We start from the raw sequence: 12438 nt of genomic DNA, 5'->3' as shown, positions 1-12438 counted from the left end.
CGCATTGTTCCATTTGGTTACGTGGCAACACCCTGACGGTCAATGTCATCGGGTTGCAGTTTATATCGATTGTAAATTGCCGCCGTTGGAATGCGCCTGATGCCGCTTATACAAACAAGACGCATCTGAAATTTCGAAAGCGCATCACACCTACCATGTCAGCAACGTCCGGAGACAATAGCGGCGATGCGGCAGGGCCGACACAAAGCCCTTCTGCAACAACGAGAAGTTTGACCATACGCGGGAGCCGGATCGACAGCCGCGAGCTGTTTGCGGCGGAGCGCGAGATCATCATCGCGCATGGCGAGGACGCCTATCGCCTTCGCCTGACCTCGCAGAACAAGCTGATCCTGACGAAGTAACCTGCAATGACATTTTGTCGCACCCTCGCAAACCTCCTGCTCACCGGCACCATCGCGCTCGCCTCGACCGCGCACGCCGCCGGTATCACGGTGCATGATGCGCGCAATCGCGATGTCGCCGTTGCCGACTTCGCCCGCACGGTCTCGATCGGCGGCGCCATTACCGAGATCCTCTACGCGCTCGGGCTGGAGAGCCGCCTGGTCGGCGTCGACACCACGAGCCTGTATCCGGCAGCGGCGCTGCACGACAAACCCAATGTCGGCTACATGCGCCAGATTTCGGCCGAGGGCGTGCTGGGCCTCAACCCGACCCTGATCCTGGCGATCCAGGGATCGGGCCCGCGCGAGACCATGGACCTCCTGGAGACGGCGAAGGTGCCGCTGGTGCTGGTGCCCGAGACCTTCTCCGAGGAAGGCCTGATCGAGAAGATCAAGCTGGTCGGCCATGCCATGGGCGTCGATGCACGCGCCGAGTGCCTGGCGACCGCAGTGGCTACGGATCTTGCGCAGCTGCGCGCACTGCGTGCCAAGGTCACGAAGCCGGTCCGCGTGATGTTCGTGATGTCGCTCCTGAACGGACGGGCGATGGTCGCCGGTCACAAGACCGCCGCCGACGAGATCATCCAGCTTGCAGGCGCCACCAACGCGGTCGAGGACTACGACGGCTACAAGAACATCGGAGACGAGGCGATCGTCGCGGCAAAACCCGACGTCGTGCTGTCGATCGAGCGTGGCAAGGATTCACTCCAGGCCGACGCGGTCTACGCCCATCCCGGCTTCGCCTTGACGCCCGTCGCCGCCAGCAAGAGCTTTATCACGATGGACGGGCTCTATCTGCTCGGCTTCGGCCCGCGCACGGCCGCGGCGGCCCGTGATCTCTCCGTCAAGCTCTATCCGGCAATGGCCGAGGGCGGCGCCTTCACGTCGGCTCTGTCGGCGGCGAACTGCCGGCAATGAGCGTGGCGATCGGGACGGACTCGCGGAGCCCGCGGCGCGCGGGCGCAGGACGGCGATTTACGTCGATTGCCATTCCCCTCCTCTTGGTGATCCTCGCGGCCACCGCCATCGTCGCGCTGACCGTGGGCGCGGCCGGCATTCCCCTCTCTCGGCTGCCTGCTGCACTCGGTCTTGCAGGCAACACCACCGCCGACGCCATGACGGCGCGCGACCAGCTCGTGCTGTGGTCGATCCGGATTCCCCGGATCGCGGCGACCGCGATGGTCGGCGGCTTGCTCGCCGCAGCCGGCGCCATCATGCAAGGACTATTTCGTAACCCGCTCGCCGATCCCGCGCTGGTCGGCGTCTCCAGCGGCGGCGCGCTGGCGGCGGCAAGCGCGATCGTGTTTACCGACTCGCGCTTCGGCGAGACATTGCGCTTCCTTCAGACCGAGCTCTTGCCACTCGCGGCCTTCGCGGGCTCGCTGGCCACGACCGCGATCCTTTACGGCATCTCCAGCCGCGCGGGGCGGACCTCGATAGCGATCTTCCTGCTCGCCGGCGTCGCCATCACCGCCATCACCAATGCCGGCATCGGGCTGCTGGTGTTCATCGCCGACGACCGCCAGCTTCGCGACATTACATTCTGGCTGCTGGGCTCGATGAGCGGAGCGACCTGGACCAAGGCCGCCGTGCTCGCGCCGATCCTCATCATCGGGCTCGGCGCCTGCGCGTATATTGCGTGCGGCCTCGACCTGCTGGTGCTCGGCGAGGCCGACGCATTTCACGGCGGCGTCGACGTCGAGCGCCTCAAGCGGATCTCGATCGTCATGGTCTCCGCCATGACGGGGGTCGCGGTGTCGATCAGTGGCGTCATCGGCTTCGTCGGCATCGTCGTGCCGCATCTGCTCCGTCTCGTTATTGGACCTGCGCATCGCCTGCTGCTGCCAGCCTCGGTGCTGCTCGGCGCCATCCTGATGGTCGGCGCCGACACGCTGGCGCGCACCATCGTGGCGCCCGCGGAGATGCCGATTGGCATCTTGACCGCGGCGGTCGGCGCGCCTGTTTTCCTCGGCATCCTGCTGCGACAGCGCGGGCTCGCCTCGCTATGAGCGCCGTGATCGAGGCGCGATCTCTCAGCAAGCGCGCCGGCCGCGCCACGCTGCTCGATGGGGTCGGCCTGTCGGTTGAAGCCGGCGAGATGGTCGCCATCATCGGCCCGAACGGCGCCGGCAAATCGACGCTGCTGCGGCTGCTCTCCGGCGATCTCCGCCCCAGCGACGGCGAGGTACGGCTGAGGCAACGCGACATAACGAGCTATACACCGCGCGAGCTCGCCGCGCGCCGTGCGATGCTGTCCCAGCACATCAACGTCACCTTCCCCTTCACGGTCGAGGAGATCGTGCTGATGGGCGCGGGCGACCGCAGCCTGCGCGATGCCGTGTCGCTCGTCGACGCCGCGCTGGACGAGGTTGGCCTCGCACATTTCCGCGAACGGCAATTGCCGACGCTATCGGGCGGCGAGCAGCAGCGCACCCATTTCGCCCGCGTGCTGGTGCAGCTCGCCTGCGGCGAGGCCGAGCATGGGCCGGGGCTCCTGCTGCTGGACGAGCCGACATCGAGCCTCGACCTGCGCCACCAGATCGACCTCGTCGAAGCCGCGCGCCGCCGCGCCGCAGGCGGCACCGCTGTCATCGCGATCCTGCACGACCTCAACCTCGCGATTCGCTTCGCCGACCGGCTGATCGTCCTGAACGGCGGCAGGCTCGCTGCCGACGGCCCGCGCAGCAAAATCGTCACGCGCGAGACTATCCGCGACATCTTCGAGATCGACGCCGTCGTTCATCAGGCCGACGACGGAGTGCCCTACGTGCTGCCGCAATCGATGCGCGCGGCGGCGCGAGCCGAACTGCCGCCGCGGTGAAGATGCACTCCCTCTCCCCGTTCTTACGGGGCCGCGACGAGCTCGCTCGCGCTGAGAGGGCTGGGGTGAGGGGCCTCTCTCCACGCACGAGATCGTCGAGAGACCTGTACCCCCTCACCCGGATTACATCTTCGATGCAATCCGACCTCTCCCCGCAAGCGGGGCAAGGTAAGAAGGACGGAGCCGCGCCTCGGTTCAGATCGGGCGCATTACCCCGCCGGCACGATCACCGTGATCTTGTCCTTCGGCCAGCGGATGCGCCAGGCGAACTTGATCTCCTTGATCTCGCCGGGTTTTGCGTCGAACGCCCATTCCAGCACGCCGCGCTTGTCGCGCAGATTGGTGGTCGTGGGCGGCGTGGTCGAGGACAGCATCTCGACGCCAATATCCTCGTTCTCGCTGACCGGAAGCTGATCCTCGATCGCGATGCGGATCGGGAAGTCGTGCCCGTTGCGGACGACGGTGCGGAACGAACGCGTGTCGGTCTTGGAGGACGAGATCACGCCGGCCGTGCCTTCGTTCTGCCTGATGACGGTGCGCTCGATCTTGATCTTGTCGTCGGCACCGAAGCCGAGCCGGATCGCGTCGTTCCGCGCGGCGGTCGAGAATTTGCTGCGACCGACGAACGTGCCGTCGCGGAAGATCGCGACCTTGCCGGGCAACAGATTGGTATCCTCGGCAAGCTTGAATGACGCCTCGAGGTAAGCGGTGGGATCCGCGACCGGGGCGGCGCGGATGGCGAGGTCGGGCGTCACCGTCATGGAGGAGATGAGCAGGCTCTTGGCGCCCTCATTGGCGCCGAGACTGACGCGGCCGCTGATCTGATACACGGCCTGGAAATCACCGATCTCGGCATTGGCCTGCTGCTCGTCCGCGCGCTCACGCAGCTCGGGCTCCGCCGCTTTCGCCATCGCCGGAGATTGCGCCTGCCGCGTCATCGGCTGCGCGGGCATCGCCATGTCCGACGCTGTGCCCAATGCCAGCGGCTTCGGCAGTTGCGGATACCTCACAACCAGCGAATTCAGCTCCGGCGCGCTACCGCCGCGGCTGACGCGAACGGTGGAAACACCGAGGCTGACATTCGACCAGTCTTCGCCGGTCGACTGTGTGACCTCGGCGCGGCGAACCAGCTCGAGCTGCGGCTTGCGGTCCTTGGCACCGGTGTCGAGCCGGGCGTCATACAGCGGCAGCCAGCGCGCATTGCGGACTGCATAAGTCACCCGCAGCGTCGCCTTCGTCGCGGCGGCGGAGGCGACATCGATGCGAACCTCAAGCTTGCTCGGCGGCTTGGCCGAACGCTCCGCTTCAAGTTGCGCGAGCTGCCGATCGATCTCGCGCTGCTTTCGCGTGGCGTCGCGGATCGCGGTATCGGCGGTCGCGATCTCCTCGGCGACCGCGGTAAAGGCCGCGCGCCATTCGGTGATCGGCCGAGCCTCGCCCTTCTCGCCAAGGCCGGCGGGAGAAGCCTCCGCAAAGTGCTGCGCGAATTTGCGCCGGGCGTTGGCCGCGTCGATGTCGCCTTGCAGATCGGCGCGCTGATCCTTCAACGCTTCGATGCGCTTGTCGAGCTCGGGCAGGTTGACGGGAGGCGCCGCACGCGGCGGCCGCGCGTCGATCGTCCCGATGGTGAGTTTTGCACCCGCCTCGCCCTCGACCCGCAGGGAGGACGGATCGAGCGAGAGCGGAAAGTCCTTGGCGACCAGCGTGCTGTCGCCGGAGGCGAGGTCCAGCGCGATGATACGGGTGACGGTGGCGCCGTCCGGATAGACCGTGACGGTGTCGATGGCCGATGTGGCGTCCACGTCGGCGGCCCATGATGGCGACGCCGTCGCCATGGTCACCAGAACCAGGCTCGTCGTTGCCAAACATCTTGCGGTGATGCGCATAAAGTCCCTCCTGCCGTATCGCCGCGCCGCCAGCCGGACGCGTGCGATCAAATGCCTCGCCAACATGGTTGGACGCGGCAGCGGAGGAACTGGTTCGATTGGGGTTTCCGTGGGGCGCCGCCGCGGCCGCACCAAGGCTGCGGAAAGTGTCGTCGACTCGCGGCGAAGCCGTTAAACTTAGGTCCTTAAACCGGGGTGGGCGAACCCTGGCCGAAGATGCGGCGGAGCAGATCGGTCACGTTGCGGGCGCCGGCCTTCTTCAGGATGCCTGCGCGGTAGCCTTCGACCGTGCGCGCGCTCAGATGTATGCGCCGGGCGATCTCCTTGTTGGTCAGGCCGGCAGCAAGGTGCTCAAGCACATCGACTTCGCGCCCGGTCAGGGGCTCGCAGCCGGGGAGCCAGCGTTGCCGGTTTGAACCCGGCTGCGCGAACTCGTCGATGGCAGCATCGATCCGGTCGACGATGTCGCGGGTGCGGAACGGCTTCTCGATGAAGTCGGCCGCGCCGCTCTTGATCGCGTCGACCGCCATGGCGATGCTGCCGTTCGCCGAGGTCACCAGGACCGGCGCCATGCAGTTCTCCTCGCGCAGGCGCTTGAGCACGTCGAGGGCGGAACGATCCGGCGGCATCTCCAGCAGCACGCAGGCCGGCATCCGCGCCTTTGCTTCCGACAGCAGCGACGCGCCGTCGGCAAAGCAGATCACGTCATAGGCACTCTGTTGAAGCGCCATTGAAAGTTGTTCGCGGGAGGCCGCGTCAGTTTCAATGACGAATACCTCACCCTTGGAAAGCATGTTTCCCGGCATCATCCCGATCCAGCAATGTCTTGGTCAAATGGCCCGAGACGGCAGCGGGGCATCGTCGCGCCGCGTCGTCATACGCACGGCATTCACGCCCGTGCTTCGGTTTCCCTTATGTATGTTCCATCCTGTTCCCGGATTTGACGGATCGGGACAGAAACTTTACATTTCGGGACATCTGCGGGAATGGCTGACAGGAACGGGTCGCATGACCGACCTCATGCGCAGCGCAGGCTTGAGCTACTACCCGGATGTCGCCCGGTCGGTCGGACTCGACCCCAAACAGATGATGCGCAAGGTCAGGCTGCCGCTGGCCGTGCTCGACAAGCCCGATACCCCCATTGCCGTGACCAGCCTGCGCCGGCTGCTCGAATTGTCGGCAGAGGCATCGGGTGCCGAAGATTTCGGCTTGCGGCTCGCCGAGCGTGGCGGGCTCACCAATTTCGGCGCGGTCGGCCTGATCGTGCGTGAACAGGCGACCGTCAGTGAGGCCATCGAAGCGTTCTCGCGCTTCATCCACGTTCATCACGACGGCATGAAGCTTGAGGTCACGCGCGACAAGCAGACCGTGACGGTCACACTGCATCTGCGCGGCCGGCAGCCGACAGCGCCGCGCCAGTCGATCGACATGGCACTCGGCAGCGTCCACCGCATCATCCAGTCGCTGTTCAGCAGCGACTGGCGGCCGCTCGAGGTGCATCTGCATTATCCGCCGCCACACGACCGCAAGCGCTACCGCGACTTCTTCGGTTGCCGCGTTACCTTCAATGCCGATGACGATGCGATCCTTTTGTCGGCGCATGACATGGAGCGGCGGATCCCGAGCGCGCATCCGCTGATCGCGAGCTATCTGCGCAAACGGATCGAGGCGATCGAGACGCGGCCGGCAAGCTGGGAGGGGAAGGTCGACGAGGTGGTGCGCATCCTGCTCGCAAGCGGCGACTGCACGGTCGAGCGCGTGGCCGAGCATCTCGCCTGCACCCGCCGCACCATCCATCGGCACCTCGCCGCATCGGGCACCAGCTTCTCGGCGATCCTCGACGCGCAGCGCGCCGATCTCGTGATCCAGCTGATCGACGACCCCGGCCGGCCGCTGGCCGATATCGCCACCCAGCTCGGCTTCTCCGCGCAGAGCGCGATGGCGCGCTGGTTCCGTGGCCGCTTCGGCTGCACCATCACCGCATGGCGCAAGGGCGTGCGGCCGCTGGCCAAGCCCGCCGGCGTTCCCTCGGCGTCCGCGGCCTAGGCTCAGCGTGCCGGAGCGGGCACGCCCATGATGGCAAGGGCGCGCCGGGGGCTGCCGGCGAGCAGCGGCCCGAACGCAATCGCAAAGCCGAGGAACGCGACGACCCATCCGCAGGCGGCGATGTGCAGCAGGACATCGCCATGCGCAGGCAACACCACGGCAGCGACCCGCGCCAGCGCCGCGACGATGATCGCAGCGTAAATCCCCTGCGTCGCGGGCGAGGCCGTCAACGCCTGTCCGGTATGCCCGAGGCTCGCACGCGTCATCACCGCAAGCGTCATGGTTCCGGCCGCACCAGCCATCCAGGCGTGAATGCCCGCGCTCGGCGGCAGCGCGCCGAAGACAGCCAGGGCATGCAGCAGGAAGCCCAGCGGCACGAAGACATAACCGACATGCAGGATCAGCAGCAGCCGTTCGCGCGTGGTGCGATCGCCAGCCCAGCGCGCGAACCGCACCAAATGAAGCACACCGACGAGCGCCATCACCGCGCCGGTGATCATGTTCAGCGGCGCCACGATCCATGCTATGAGCGCGAGCGCGCTCAATCCAATCACCGCGCCGTCAAAGCGTCCGAACGGCACCGGCAGGCGGCCGGGATTGAACTTGACCAGCCAGTTGCGAGTGAAGCTCGGGATGATGCGGCCGCCGATCAGCGAGATCAGCAGCACGACCACGCCGATGCCGACGCGGATGCTGACATCGGCCGCGCCCTCGAAGTGCGCTTCGAGATGGAAGGCGACGTTACCGGCGAGCAGCACCAGCACGAGCACTACCACCGGCAGATTGCGCCAGTTGCCGCCCCCGATGATTTCGCGCGTGGCCGCGGCAACGACCAATGCCAGGAAGGCGGCATCGACGACGAGCGCGAACGCCCAACCGATATCGGCGGACAGGGTCACTGCAAAACGTCCGGCCAGCCACACCACCAGCAGCGCGCCCAGCGACGTCCCCTGGATCGGCAGCCGCCCGGTCCAGTTCGGGATCGCCGTGAACAGGAATCCCGTGATCACCGCCGGCAGGAAGCCATAGAGCATTTCGTGGACGTGCCAGTCGCGCGGCGCGAAGGCCGAACTGACGGAGAGCTCGCCATAGAACATCGGCAGCCACGCTAGGATCGAAAGCCCCGCCTGAATCGCGGCGAGCAGGAAAAAAGGCCGAAAGCTGTTCGCAAACAGCGGCCAGCCCTCAAAGTTACGGGATCGGGCGCCAGCCATGGGGGCAACTCCTGTGAATTCGGACGGTCACTTGGATCGTCATTTGGAAAAATACTGCCGTCCGGCCGGCCCGTTTTGCGCTATCGCAAACTGCCTGACGAATACAGGTGCCATCACACTCCCGAGCGCCAAGGAGGCAGAATGGCCAAGGTCGACACATCGCTGGTTGCGCATTTGCCGCTGTTTTCCGGCGTCAAGCCGGAGGACCTCGAGGAAATCCTGCGCGAGGCCCGCTCGGCGCGGTACCCCAGGAACGCCGCCATTTTCGAACAGGGCGCTGACGCGCAATCCTTCTTCCTGCTGCTGCACGGCCATGTCCGCGCGGCCAAGACCACCCCGACCGGCGAGCAGATCGTGGTGCGCTATGTCGCCCCCGGCGAGACCTTCGGGCTCGCGATGGCGATTGGAGCCGCGCACTATCCGGCGACTGCGATGGCGGTCGACGACAGCGTGGTGCTGATCTGGCCGAATTCGGCCTGGCCGCGGCTGATCGAGCGGTTTCCGGCAATCGCCGCCAACACGCTGCAAACCGTCGGCGCGCGGCTGCAGGAGAGCCACACCCGCATCCTGGAAATGTCGACCCAGCAGGTCGAGCAGCGCGTCGCACATGCGCTGCTGCGGCTCGCAAAACAGTCCGGCAAGAAGCTCGACCACGGCATCGAGATCGACTTCCCGATCAGCCGACAGGACATCGCGCAGATGACGGGCACCACGTTGCACACCGTCAGCCGCATCCTGAGCGGCTGGGAGAGCCAGGGCCTCGTCGAGAGCGGCCGCCAGCGCATCATCCTGCGCGATCCGCACAAGATCGTCGTGCTGGCGGAGCGTACGGCGGACGGCAATTCTGCGTAAGATAGGGGTGAGGGCGCTTCCGCTTACGGCGCAAGCCCGCCCTCACCCGGGAATCCGCACGCGACCCGTGCGAACTCCAACCCGCCTCACGCCGGCACGCATTCGCACAGCGCAGCGAGGAATTTGTCGCGATCGATGCCATGCTCGCGGCAGGCGTCTTCCACGGTATGGAAGGTCGCGATCGGACAGCCGACGCAAGCCATCCTGAAGGCGAGGAACACGCGGATCGTGTGCGGTGCCGCACGCATGATGTCATCGACCAGATCGTCGGATCGGAAGGGCATGGACAACTCCGTTCCGAAGTGACGATAACGGAGGGGCTCCGAGCTTCTTTGTTGAAGCGCAAGCTGGTGGTTGCTTCTCCCTCTCCCCGCAAGCGGCAGGGCTATCGCATATGAGAAAACGTGGCGGGAAGCTCGCCCGCGGCCATCCTTCGAGACGCCCGCCTCCGGCGGGCCCTCAGGATGAGGACGGAGTACGTGGTTACTATTTCGACAGGCAAAGCTGCCGCTCGGCCTCATCCCGAGGAGACCGCGAAGCGGTCGTCTCGAAGGACGAGGCGCTCGCTCGGACCCCGCCAAGCTCATACGCAAAAGTCCCTGCCGTAGGCGGCGCGAGGTGAGTTACACCGCCCTGCTGTGCAACTGCTTGCCCGGATCCAGATGCGCGTCGAACGCCGCGGCGACGCTGCGGACCAGGAAGCGCGAGTCGCTTGCGACCGCGAGACGGTCGCCATCGAGCCTGACGATGCCGTCCGAGATCAACGGCTTCAGGCGCGCGGCCGATTGCAGCATCGCCTCGGGTTCCGCGCCATGGCGCGCACAGATGTCGCCGAGATCGGCGCCGAACTCGCACATGATGCGCTCGATGATGTCGGCGCGGAGCCGGTCGTCGTCGGTGAGCCCGTAGCCCTTCGCGGTGGCGAGGCGGCCGGCGGCGACGCTCTGCGCGTAGGCGCCGATCTGCACCTGGTTCTGCACATAGCCCTGCGGCAGATGTCCGATCGCGCTCGCGCCGAACCCGAGCAGGACTTCGCCCTTGTCGGTGGTGTAGCCCTGGAAATTGCGCCGCAGCGTCCGGTCCTCGAAGGCCACGGCCATGGCGTCGTCGGGGCGCGCGAAATGGTCGAGCCCGATCTGCACGTAGCCGGCCTCCTTCAGCGCATTGGCGATCGCGCATGCCTGGTCATGACGCGCGAGGCCGTCGGGCAGCACGGCCTCGTTGATCATGCGCTGGTGCTTCTTGAAATCAGGCACATGCGCATAGCCGAACACCGAGAAACGATCGGGCCCGAGTTCGAGGCTGCGCCGAACGGTGTCCAGGCAGGACGCGACGGTCTGGTGCGGCAGCCCGTAGATGAGGTCGAAGTTGATCCCGTTGATGCCGGCGCGATGCAGCCTCTCGACGACGGAAGCCGTCTGCTCATAGCTCTGCACGCGATTGATCGCGCGCTGCACGACTGGATCGAAGCTCTGCACGCCCAGGCTGGCGCGGTTGACGCCGGAGAGCCGCATGGCCTCCACCATCTCCGATGTCAGCGTGCGCGGGTCGATCTCGACCGCGATCTCGGCCGAGGGCAGCACGAAGAACGAATGGCGCATCGCCGCCATCAACTCGGCAAAAGCCTCCGGCGCCATGATGGTCGGCGTGCCGCCGCCGAAATGGATGTGCTCGACTTTGATGCGGCGGCCGATGGTCTCAGACACCTGCGCGATCTCGCTGCGCAGCGTTCGCTGATAGGCGGCGATCAGCCCGTCGCGGCGGACGATCTGGGTATGGCAGCCGCAGTACCAGCACATCTCGCGGCAGAACGGCACGTGCAGATAGAGTGACGCGCTGGCGCCTGCCGGGAGTCCGGCGAGCCATTCGGCATAAGTATCCGGGCCGACCGCCGGCGAGAAATGCGGCGCGGTCGGATAGCTCGTGTACCGCGGCAATCTCTCTTCGCCGTAGCTCGCTGCGAGATCGGTCCTCATATCTTACCCATTCGTAAATCGATGCCGCGCGGTGGCGCGGCAAATCCCGGATGGCATTGGATGACCCGTTTTCGGGCGGACCACCTTGCGCTCGCTCAAAGTCCGAGCGCCGGATCGGAGCCAAGATCACGTTCAATCATGACTCACTGGAGATAGGCCATGGCGTCGCTCGCGCTCGATCTCGTTCTCTGGCTCACCGGCGTTCGCGGTCATATCCCGCGCTTCGACGATTTTCGTCCCGTCCCTGCCGCACCCACCGTCGGCGCAGGTTATCTCGTGCGGGTGCTGGCGATCACCGCCGCCATCTTCGCCGCGCTGTCGCTCGCGGTCTGGGGCACGGTCTGGATTGCGATCCAGCTTCTCTGATCGACAACCATAGATTCACAATCGCGCATAGTTGAACATGCGAACGATTTGCCGCTTGCGCAGCCGATGCCACGCGACGTCGTGCGCTTCGCACGGCCGATACGCGCTTCGGCAAACCTCCTAAGGATTTTACCGGAGGCGAATTCGGCAAAAGCTTGTCGCAGCGCAAACACTCTTGCCGTAACAGGCGCAGACTGCATCCGTCATCAAAACCCTTTCAGATGAAGGATGCTTCCGATGTTCACCCGCAGAGCCGCATTGATCAGCGCCGCCGCGACCGCCCTGATGCTCGCGACACCCACGTTCGCCGCCGGCGATCTCAAGCTGCCGCGGCAGAAAGTCGAGCTGGTCGCCCCGCCCTTCGTGCACGCGCACGAGCAGGCCACGACGCAGGGGCCCAAGATCGTCGAGTTCAAGCTCAACATCGAGGAGAAGAAGGTCGTCATCGACGACAAGGGCACCACGTTCCAGGCCATGACCTTCAACGGCTCGATGCCGGGCCCGCTGATGGTCGTGCATGAAGGCGACTATGTCGAGGTGACGCTGGTCAATCCCGCGACCAACACCATGCCGCACAACATCGACTTCCACTCCGCGACCGGCGCGCTCGGTGGTGCCGAGCTCACGCTGGTCAATCCCGGCGAGCAGGTCGTGCTGCGCTGGAAGGCAACGCGGACCGGCGTGTTCGTCTATCACTGCGCCCCGGGCGGCCCGATGATCCCCTGGCATGTCGTCTCCGGCATGAACGGCGCCGTGATGGTGCTGCCGCGCGACGGACTGAACGACGGCAAGGGCCACGCGCTGAAATACGACAAGGTCTACTATGTCGGCGAGCAGGACATGTATGTGCTGTCGGCGAGCAGGACATGTATGTGC

The 12438-nt window shown here is 65.8% G+C and carries 13 protein-coding genes; 8 read left to right on the top strand and 5 right to left on the bottom strand.

All coding sequences use genetic code 11. The annotated features are described in order from the left end of the window. The first annotated feature begins 155 nt into the window (after positions 1–155). Genes AB4Z51_RS23010 through AB4Z51_RS22995 form a run of 4 tightly spaced genes read left to right on the top strand, consistent with a single transcriptional unit; the run spans position 156 to position 3222 of the window. Positions 156–362: a hemin uptake protein HemP gene (locus AB4Z51_RS23010; RefSeq protein WP_063981151.1), complete on the top strand. Its 207-nt coding sequence runs from the start codon at positions 156–158 to the stop codon at positions 360–362. A 6-nt stretch (positions 363–368) separates the two neighbouring features. Beyond that, positions 369–1319 (top strand): heme/hemin ABC transporter substrate-binding protein, encoded by a 951-nt coding sequence (locus AB4Z51_RS23005; protein WP_441498034.1) that lies wholly within the window; start codon positions 369–371, stop codon positions 1317–1319. Next, positions 1316–2410, top strand: coding sequence for a FecCD family ABC transporter permease (locus tag AB4Z51_RS23000; RefSeq protein WP_441498033.1), 1095 nt, complete (start codon positions 1316–1318; stop codon positions 2408–2410). Before AB4Z51_RS23005 ends, AB4Z51_RS23000 begins: the two co-directional genes overlap by 4 nt. After that, positions 2407–3222 (top strand): heme ABC transporter ATP-binding protein, encoded by an 816-nt coding sequence (locus AB4Z51_RS22995; RefSeq protein ID WP_441498032.1) that lies wholly within the window; start codon positions 2407–2409, stop codon positions 3220–3222. Before AB4Z51_RS23000 ends, AB4Z51_RS22995 begins: the two co-directional genes overlap by 4 nt. Before the next feature lie 209 nt (positions 3223–3431). On the opposite strand, the gene AB4Z51_RS22990 is transcribed toward AB4Z51_RS22995, so the two are convergent. Both AB4Z51_RS22990 and AB4Z51_RS22985 read right to left on the bottom strand, forming a co-directional pair. After that, positions 3432–5108, bottom strand: a complete 1677-nt coding sequence (locus tag AB4Z51_RS22990) for a mucoidy inhibitor MuiA family protein (protein ID WP_441498031.1) — start codon at positions 5106–5108, stop codon at positions 3432–3434. Positions 5109–5293: 185 nt separating this feature from the next. After that, positions 5294–5914, bottom strand: a complete 621-nt coding sequence (locus AB4Z51_RS22985) for a response regulator transcription factor (RefSeq protein WP_063986095.1) — start codon at positions 5912–5914, stop codon at positions 5294–5296. A gap of 202 nt (positions 5915–6116) precedes the next feature. On the opposite strand from AB4Z51_RS22985, the gene AB4Z51_RS22980 reads away from it, so the two are divergent. Further along, positions 6117–7154: an AraC family transcriptional regulator gene (locus AB4Z51_RS22980; RefSeq protein WP_441498071.1), complete on the top strand. Its 1038-nt coding sequence runs from the start codon at positions 6117–6119 to the stop codon at positions 7152–7154. A gap of 2 nt (positions 7155–7156) precedes the next feature. On the opposite strand, the gene AB4Z51_RS22975 is transcribed toward AB4Z51_RS22980, so the two are convergent. Beyond that, complete coding sequence (locus AB4Z51_RS22975) at positions 7157–8368, bottom strand: NnrS family protein (protein ID WP_441498030.1); 1212 nt, start codon at positions 8366–8368, stop codon at positions 7157–7159. A gap of 141 nt (positions 8369–8509) precedes the next feature. Between AB4Z51_RS22975 and AB4Z51_RS22970 the strand changes: the two genes are divergently transcribed. Then, positions 8510–9220, top strand: a complete 711-nt coding sequence (locus tag AB4Z51_RS22970) for a Crp/Fnr family transcriptional regulator (RefSeq protein WP_038954878.1) — start codon at positions 8510–8512, stop codon at positions 9218–9220. Between the two features lie 86 nt (positions 9221–9306). On the opposite strand, the gene AB4Z51_RS22965 is transcribed toward AB4Z51_RS22970, so the two are convergent. Both AB4Z51_RS22965 and hemN read right to left on the bottom strand, forming a co-directional pair. Beyond that, positions 9307–9504 carry a DUF1858 domain-containing protein gene (locus AB4Z51_RS22965; protein ID WP_014492467.1) on the bottom strand — a complete coding sequence of 66 codons (198 nt, stop codon included), beginning with the start codon at positions 9502–9504 and terminating at the stop codon, positions 9307–9309. Between the two features lie 339 nt (positions 9505–9843). After that, a complete protein-coding gene (hemN, locus tag AB4Z51_RS22960; RefSeq protein WP_166080134.1) occupies positions 9844–11196 on the bottom strand; it encodes an oxygen-independent coproporphyrinogen III oxidase in 1353 nt (450 codons plus the stop codon). Positions 11197–11355: 159 nt separating this feature from the next. Between hemN and AB4Z51_RS22955 the strand changes: the two genes are divergently transcribed. Continuing rightward, positions 11356–11562: a hypothetical protein gene (locus AB4Z51_RS22955; RefSeq protein ID WP_135216400.1), complete on the top strand. Its 207-nt coding sequence runs from the start codon at positions 11356–11358 to the stop codon at positions 11560–11562. A gap of 237 nt (positions 11563–11799) precedes the next feature. Further along, positions 11800–12438 (top strand): copper-containing nitrite reductase (nirK, locus tag AB4Z51_RS22950; protein WP_441498029.1); only part of this gene is annotated, 639 nt, incomplete at its 3' end.

This window comes from Bradyrhizobium sp. 2TAF36, assembly GCF_052114925.1.
Lineage (GTDB): Bacteria > Pseudomonadota > Alphaproteobacteria > Rhizobiales > Xanthobacteraceae > Bradyrhizobium > Bradyrhizobium barranii.
Note: the sequence above shows the minus strand (reverse complement) of the source record. Positions and strands in the feature narration are given on the sequence as shown.

What these genes read in the sequence shown, in the direction of transcription:
- AB4Z51_RS23010 (WP_063981151.1), top strand. Translation starts at nt 156, where the DNA reads ATGTCAGCAACGTCCGGAGACAATAGCGGCGATGCGGCAGGGCCGACA.
- AB4Z51_RS23005 (WP_441498034.1), top strand. Translation starts at nt 369, where the DNA reads ATGACATTTTGTCGCACCCTCGCAAACCTCCTGCTCACCGGCACCATC.
- AB4Z51_RS23000 (WP_441498033.1), top strand. Translation starts at nt 1,316, where the DNA reads ATGAGCGTGGCGATCGGGACGGACTCGCGGAGCCCGCGGCGCGCGGGC.
- AB4Z51_RS22995 (WP_441498032.1), top strand. Translation starts at nt 2,407, where the DNA reads ATGAGCGCCGTGATCGAGGCGCGATCTCTCAGCAAGCGCGCCGGCCGC.
- AB4Z51_RS22990 (WP_441498031.1), bottom strand. Translation starts at nt 5,108, where the DNA reads ATGCGCATCACCGCAAGATGTTTGGCAACGACGAGCCTGGTTCTGGTG.
- AB4Z51_RS22985 (WP_063986095.1), bottom strand. Translation starts at nt 5,914, where the DNA reads ATGCCGGGAAACATGCTTTCCAAGGGTGAGGTATTCGTCATTGAAACT.
- AB4Z51_RS22980 (WP_441498071.1), top strand. Translation starts at nt 6,117, where the DNA reads ATGACCGACCTCATGCGCAGCGCAGGCTTGAGCTACTACCCGGATGTC.
- AB4Z51_RS22975 (WP_441498030.1), bottom strand. Translation starts at nt 8,368, where the DNA reads ATGGCTGGCGCCCGATCCCGTAACTTTGAGGGCTGGCCGCTGTTTGCG.
- AB4Z51_RS22970 (WP_038954878.1), top strand. Translation starts at nt 8,510, where the DNA reads ATGGCCAAGGTCGACACATCGCTGGTTGCGCATTTGCCGCTGTTTTCC.
- AB4Z51_RS22965 (WP_014492467.1), bottom strand. Translation starts at nt 9,504, where the DNA reads ATGCCCTTCCGATCCGACGATCTGGTCGATGACATCATGCGTGCGGCA.
- hemN (WP_166080134.1), bottom strand. Translation starts at nt 11,196, where the DNA reads ATGAGGACCGATCTCGCAGCGAGCTACGGCGAAGAGAGATTGCCGCGG.
- AB4Z51_RS22955 (WP_135216400.1), top strand. Translation starts at nt 11,356, where the DNA reads ATGGCGTCGCTCGCGCTCGATCTCGTTCTCTGGCTCACCGGCGTTCGC.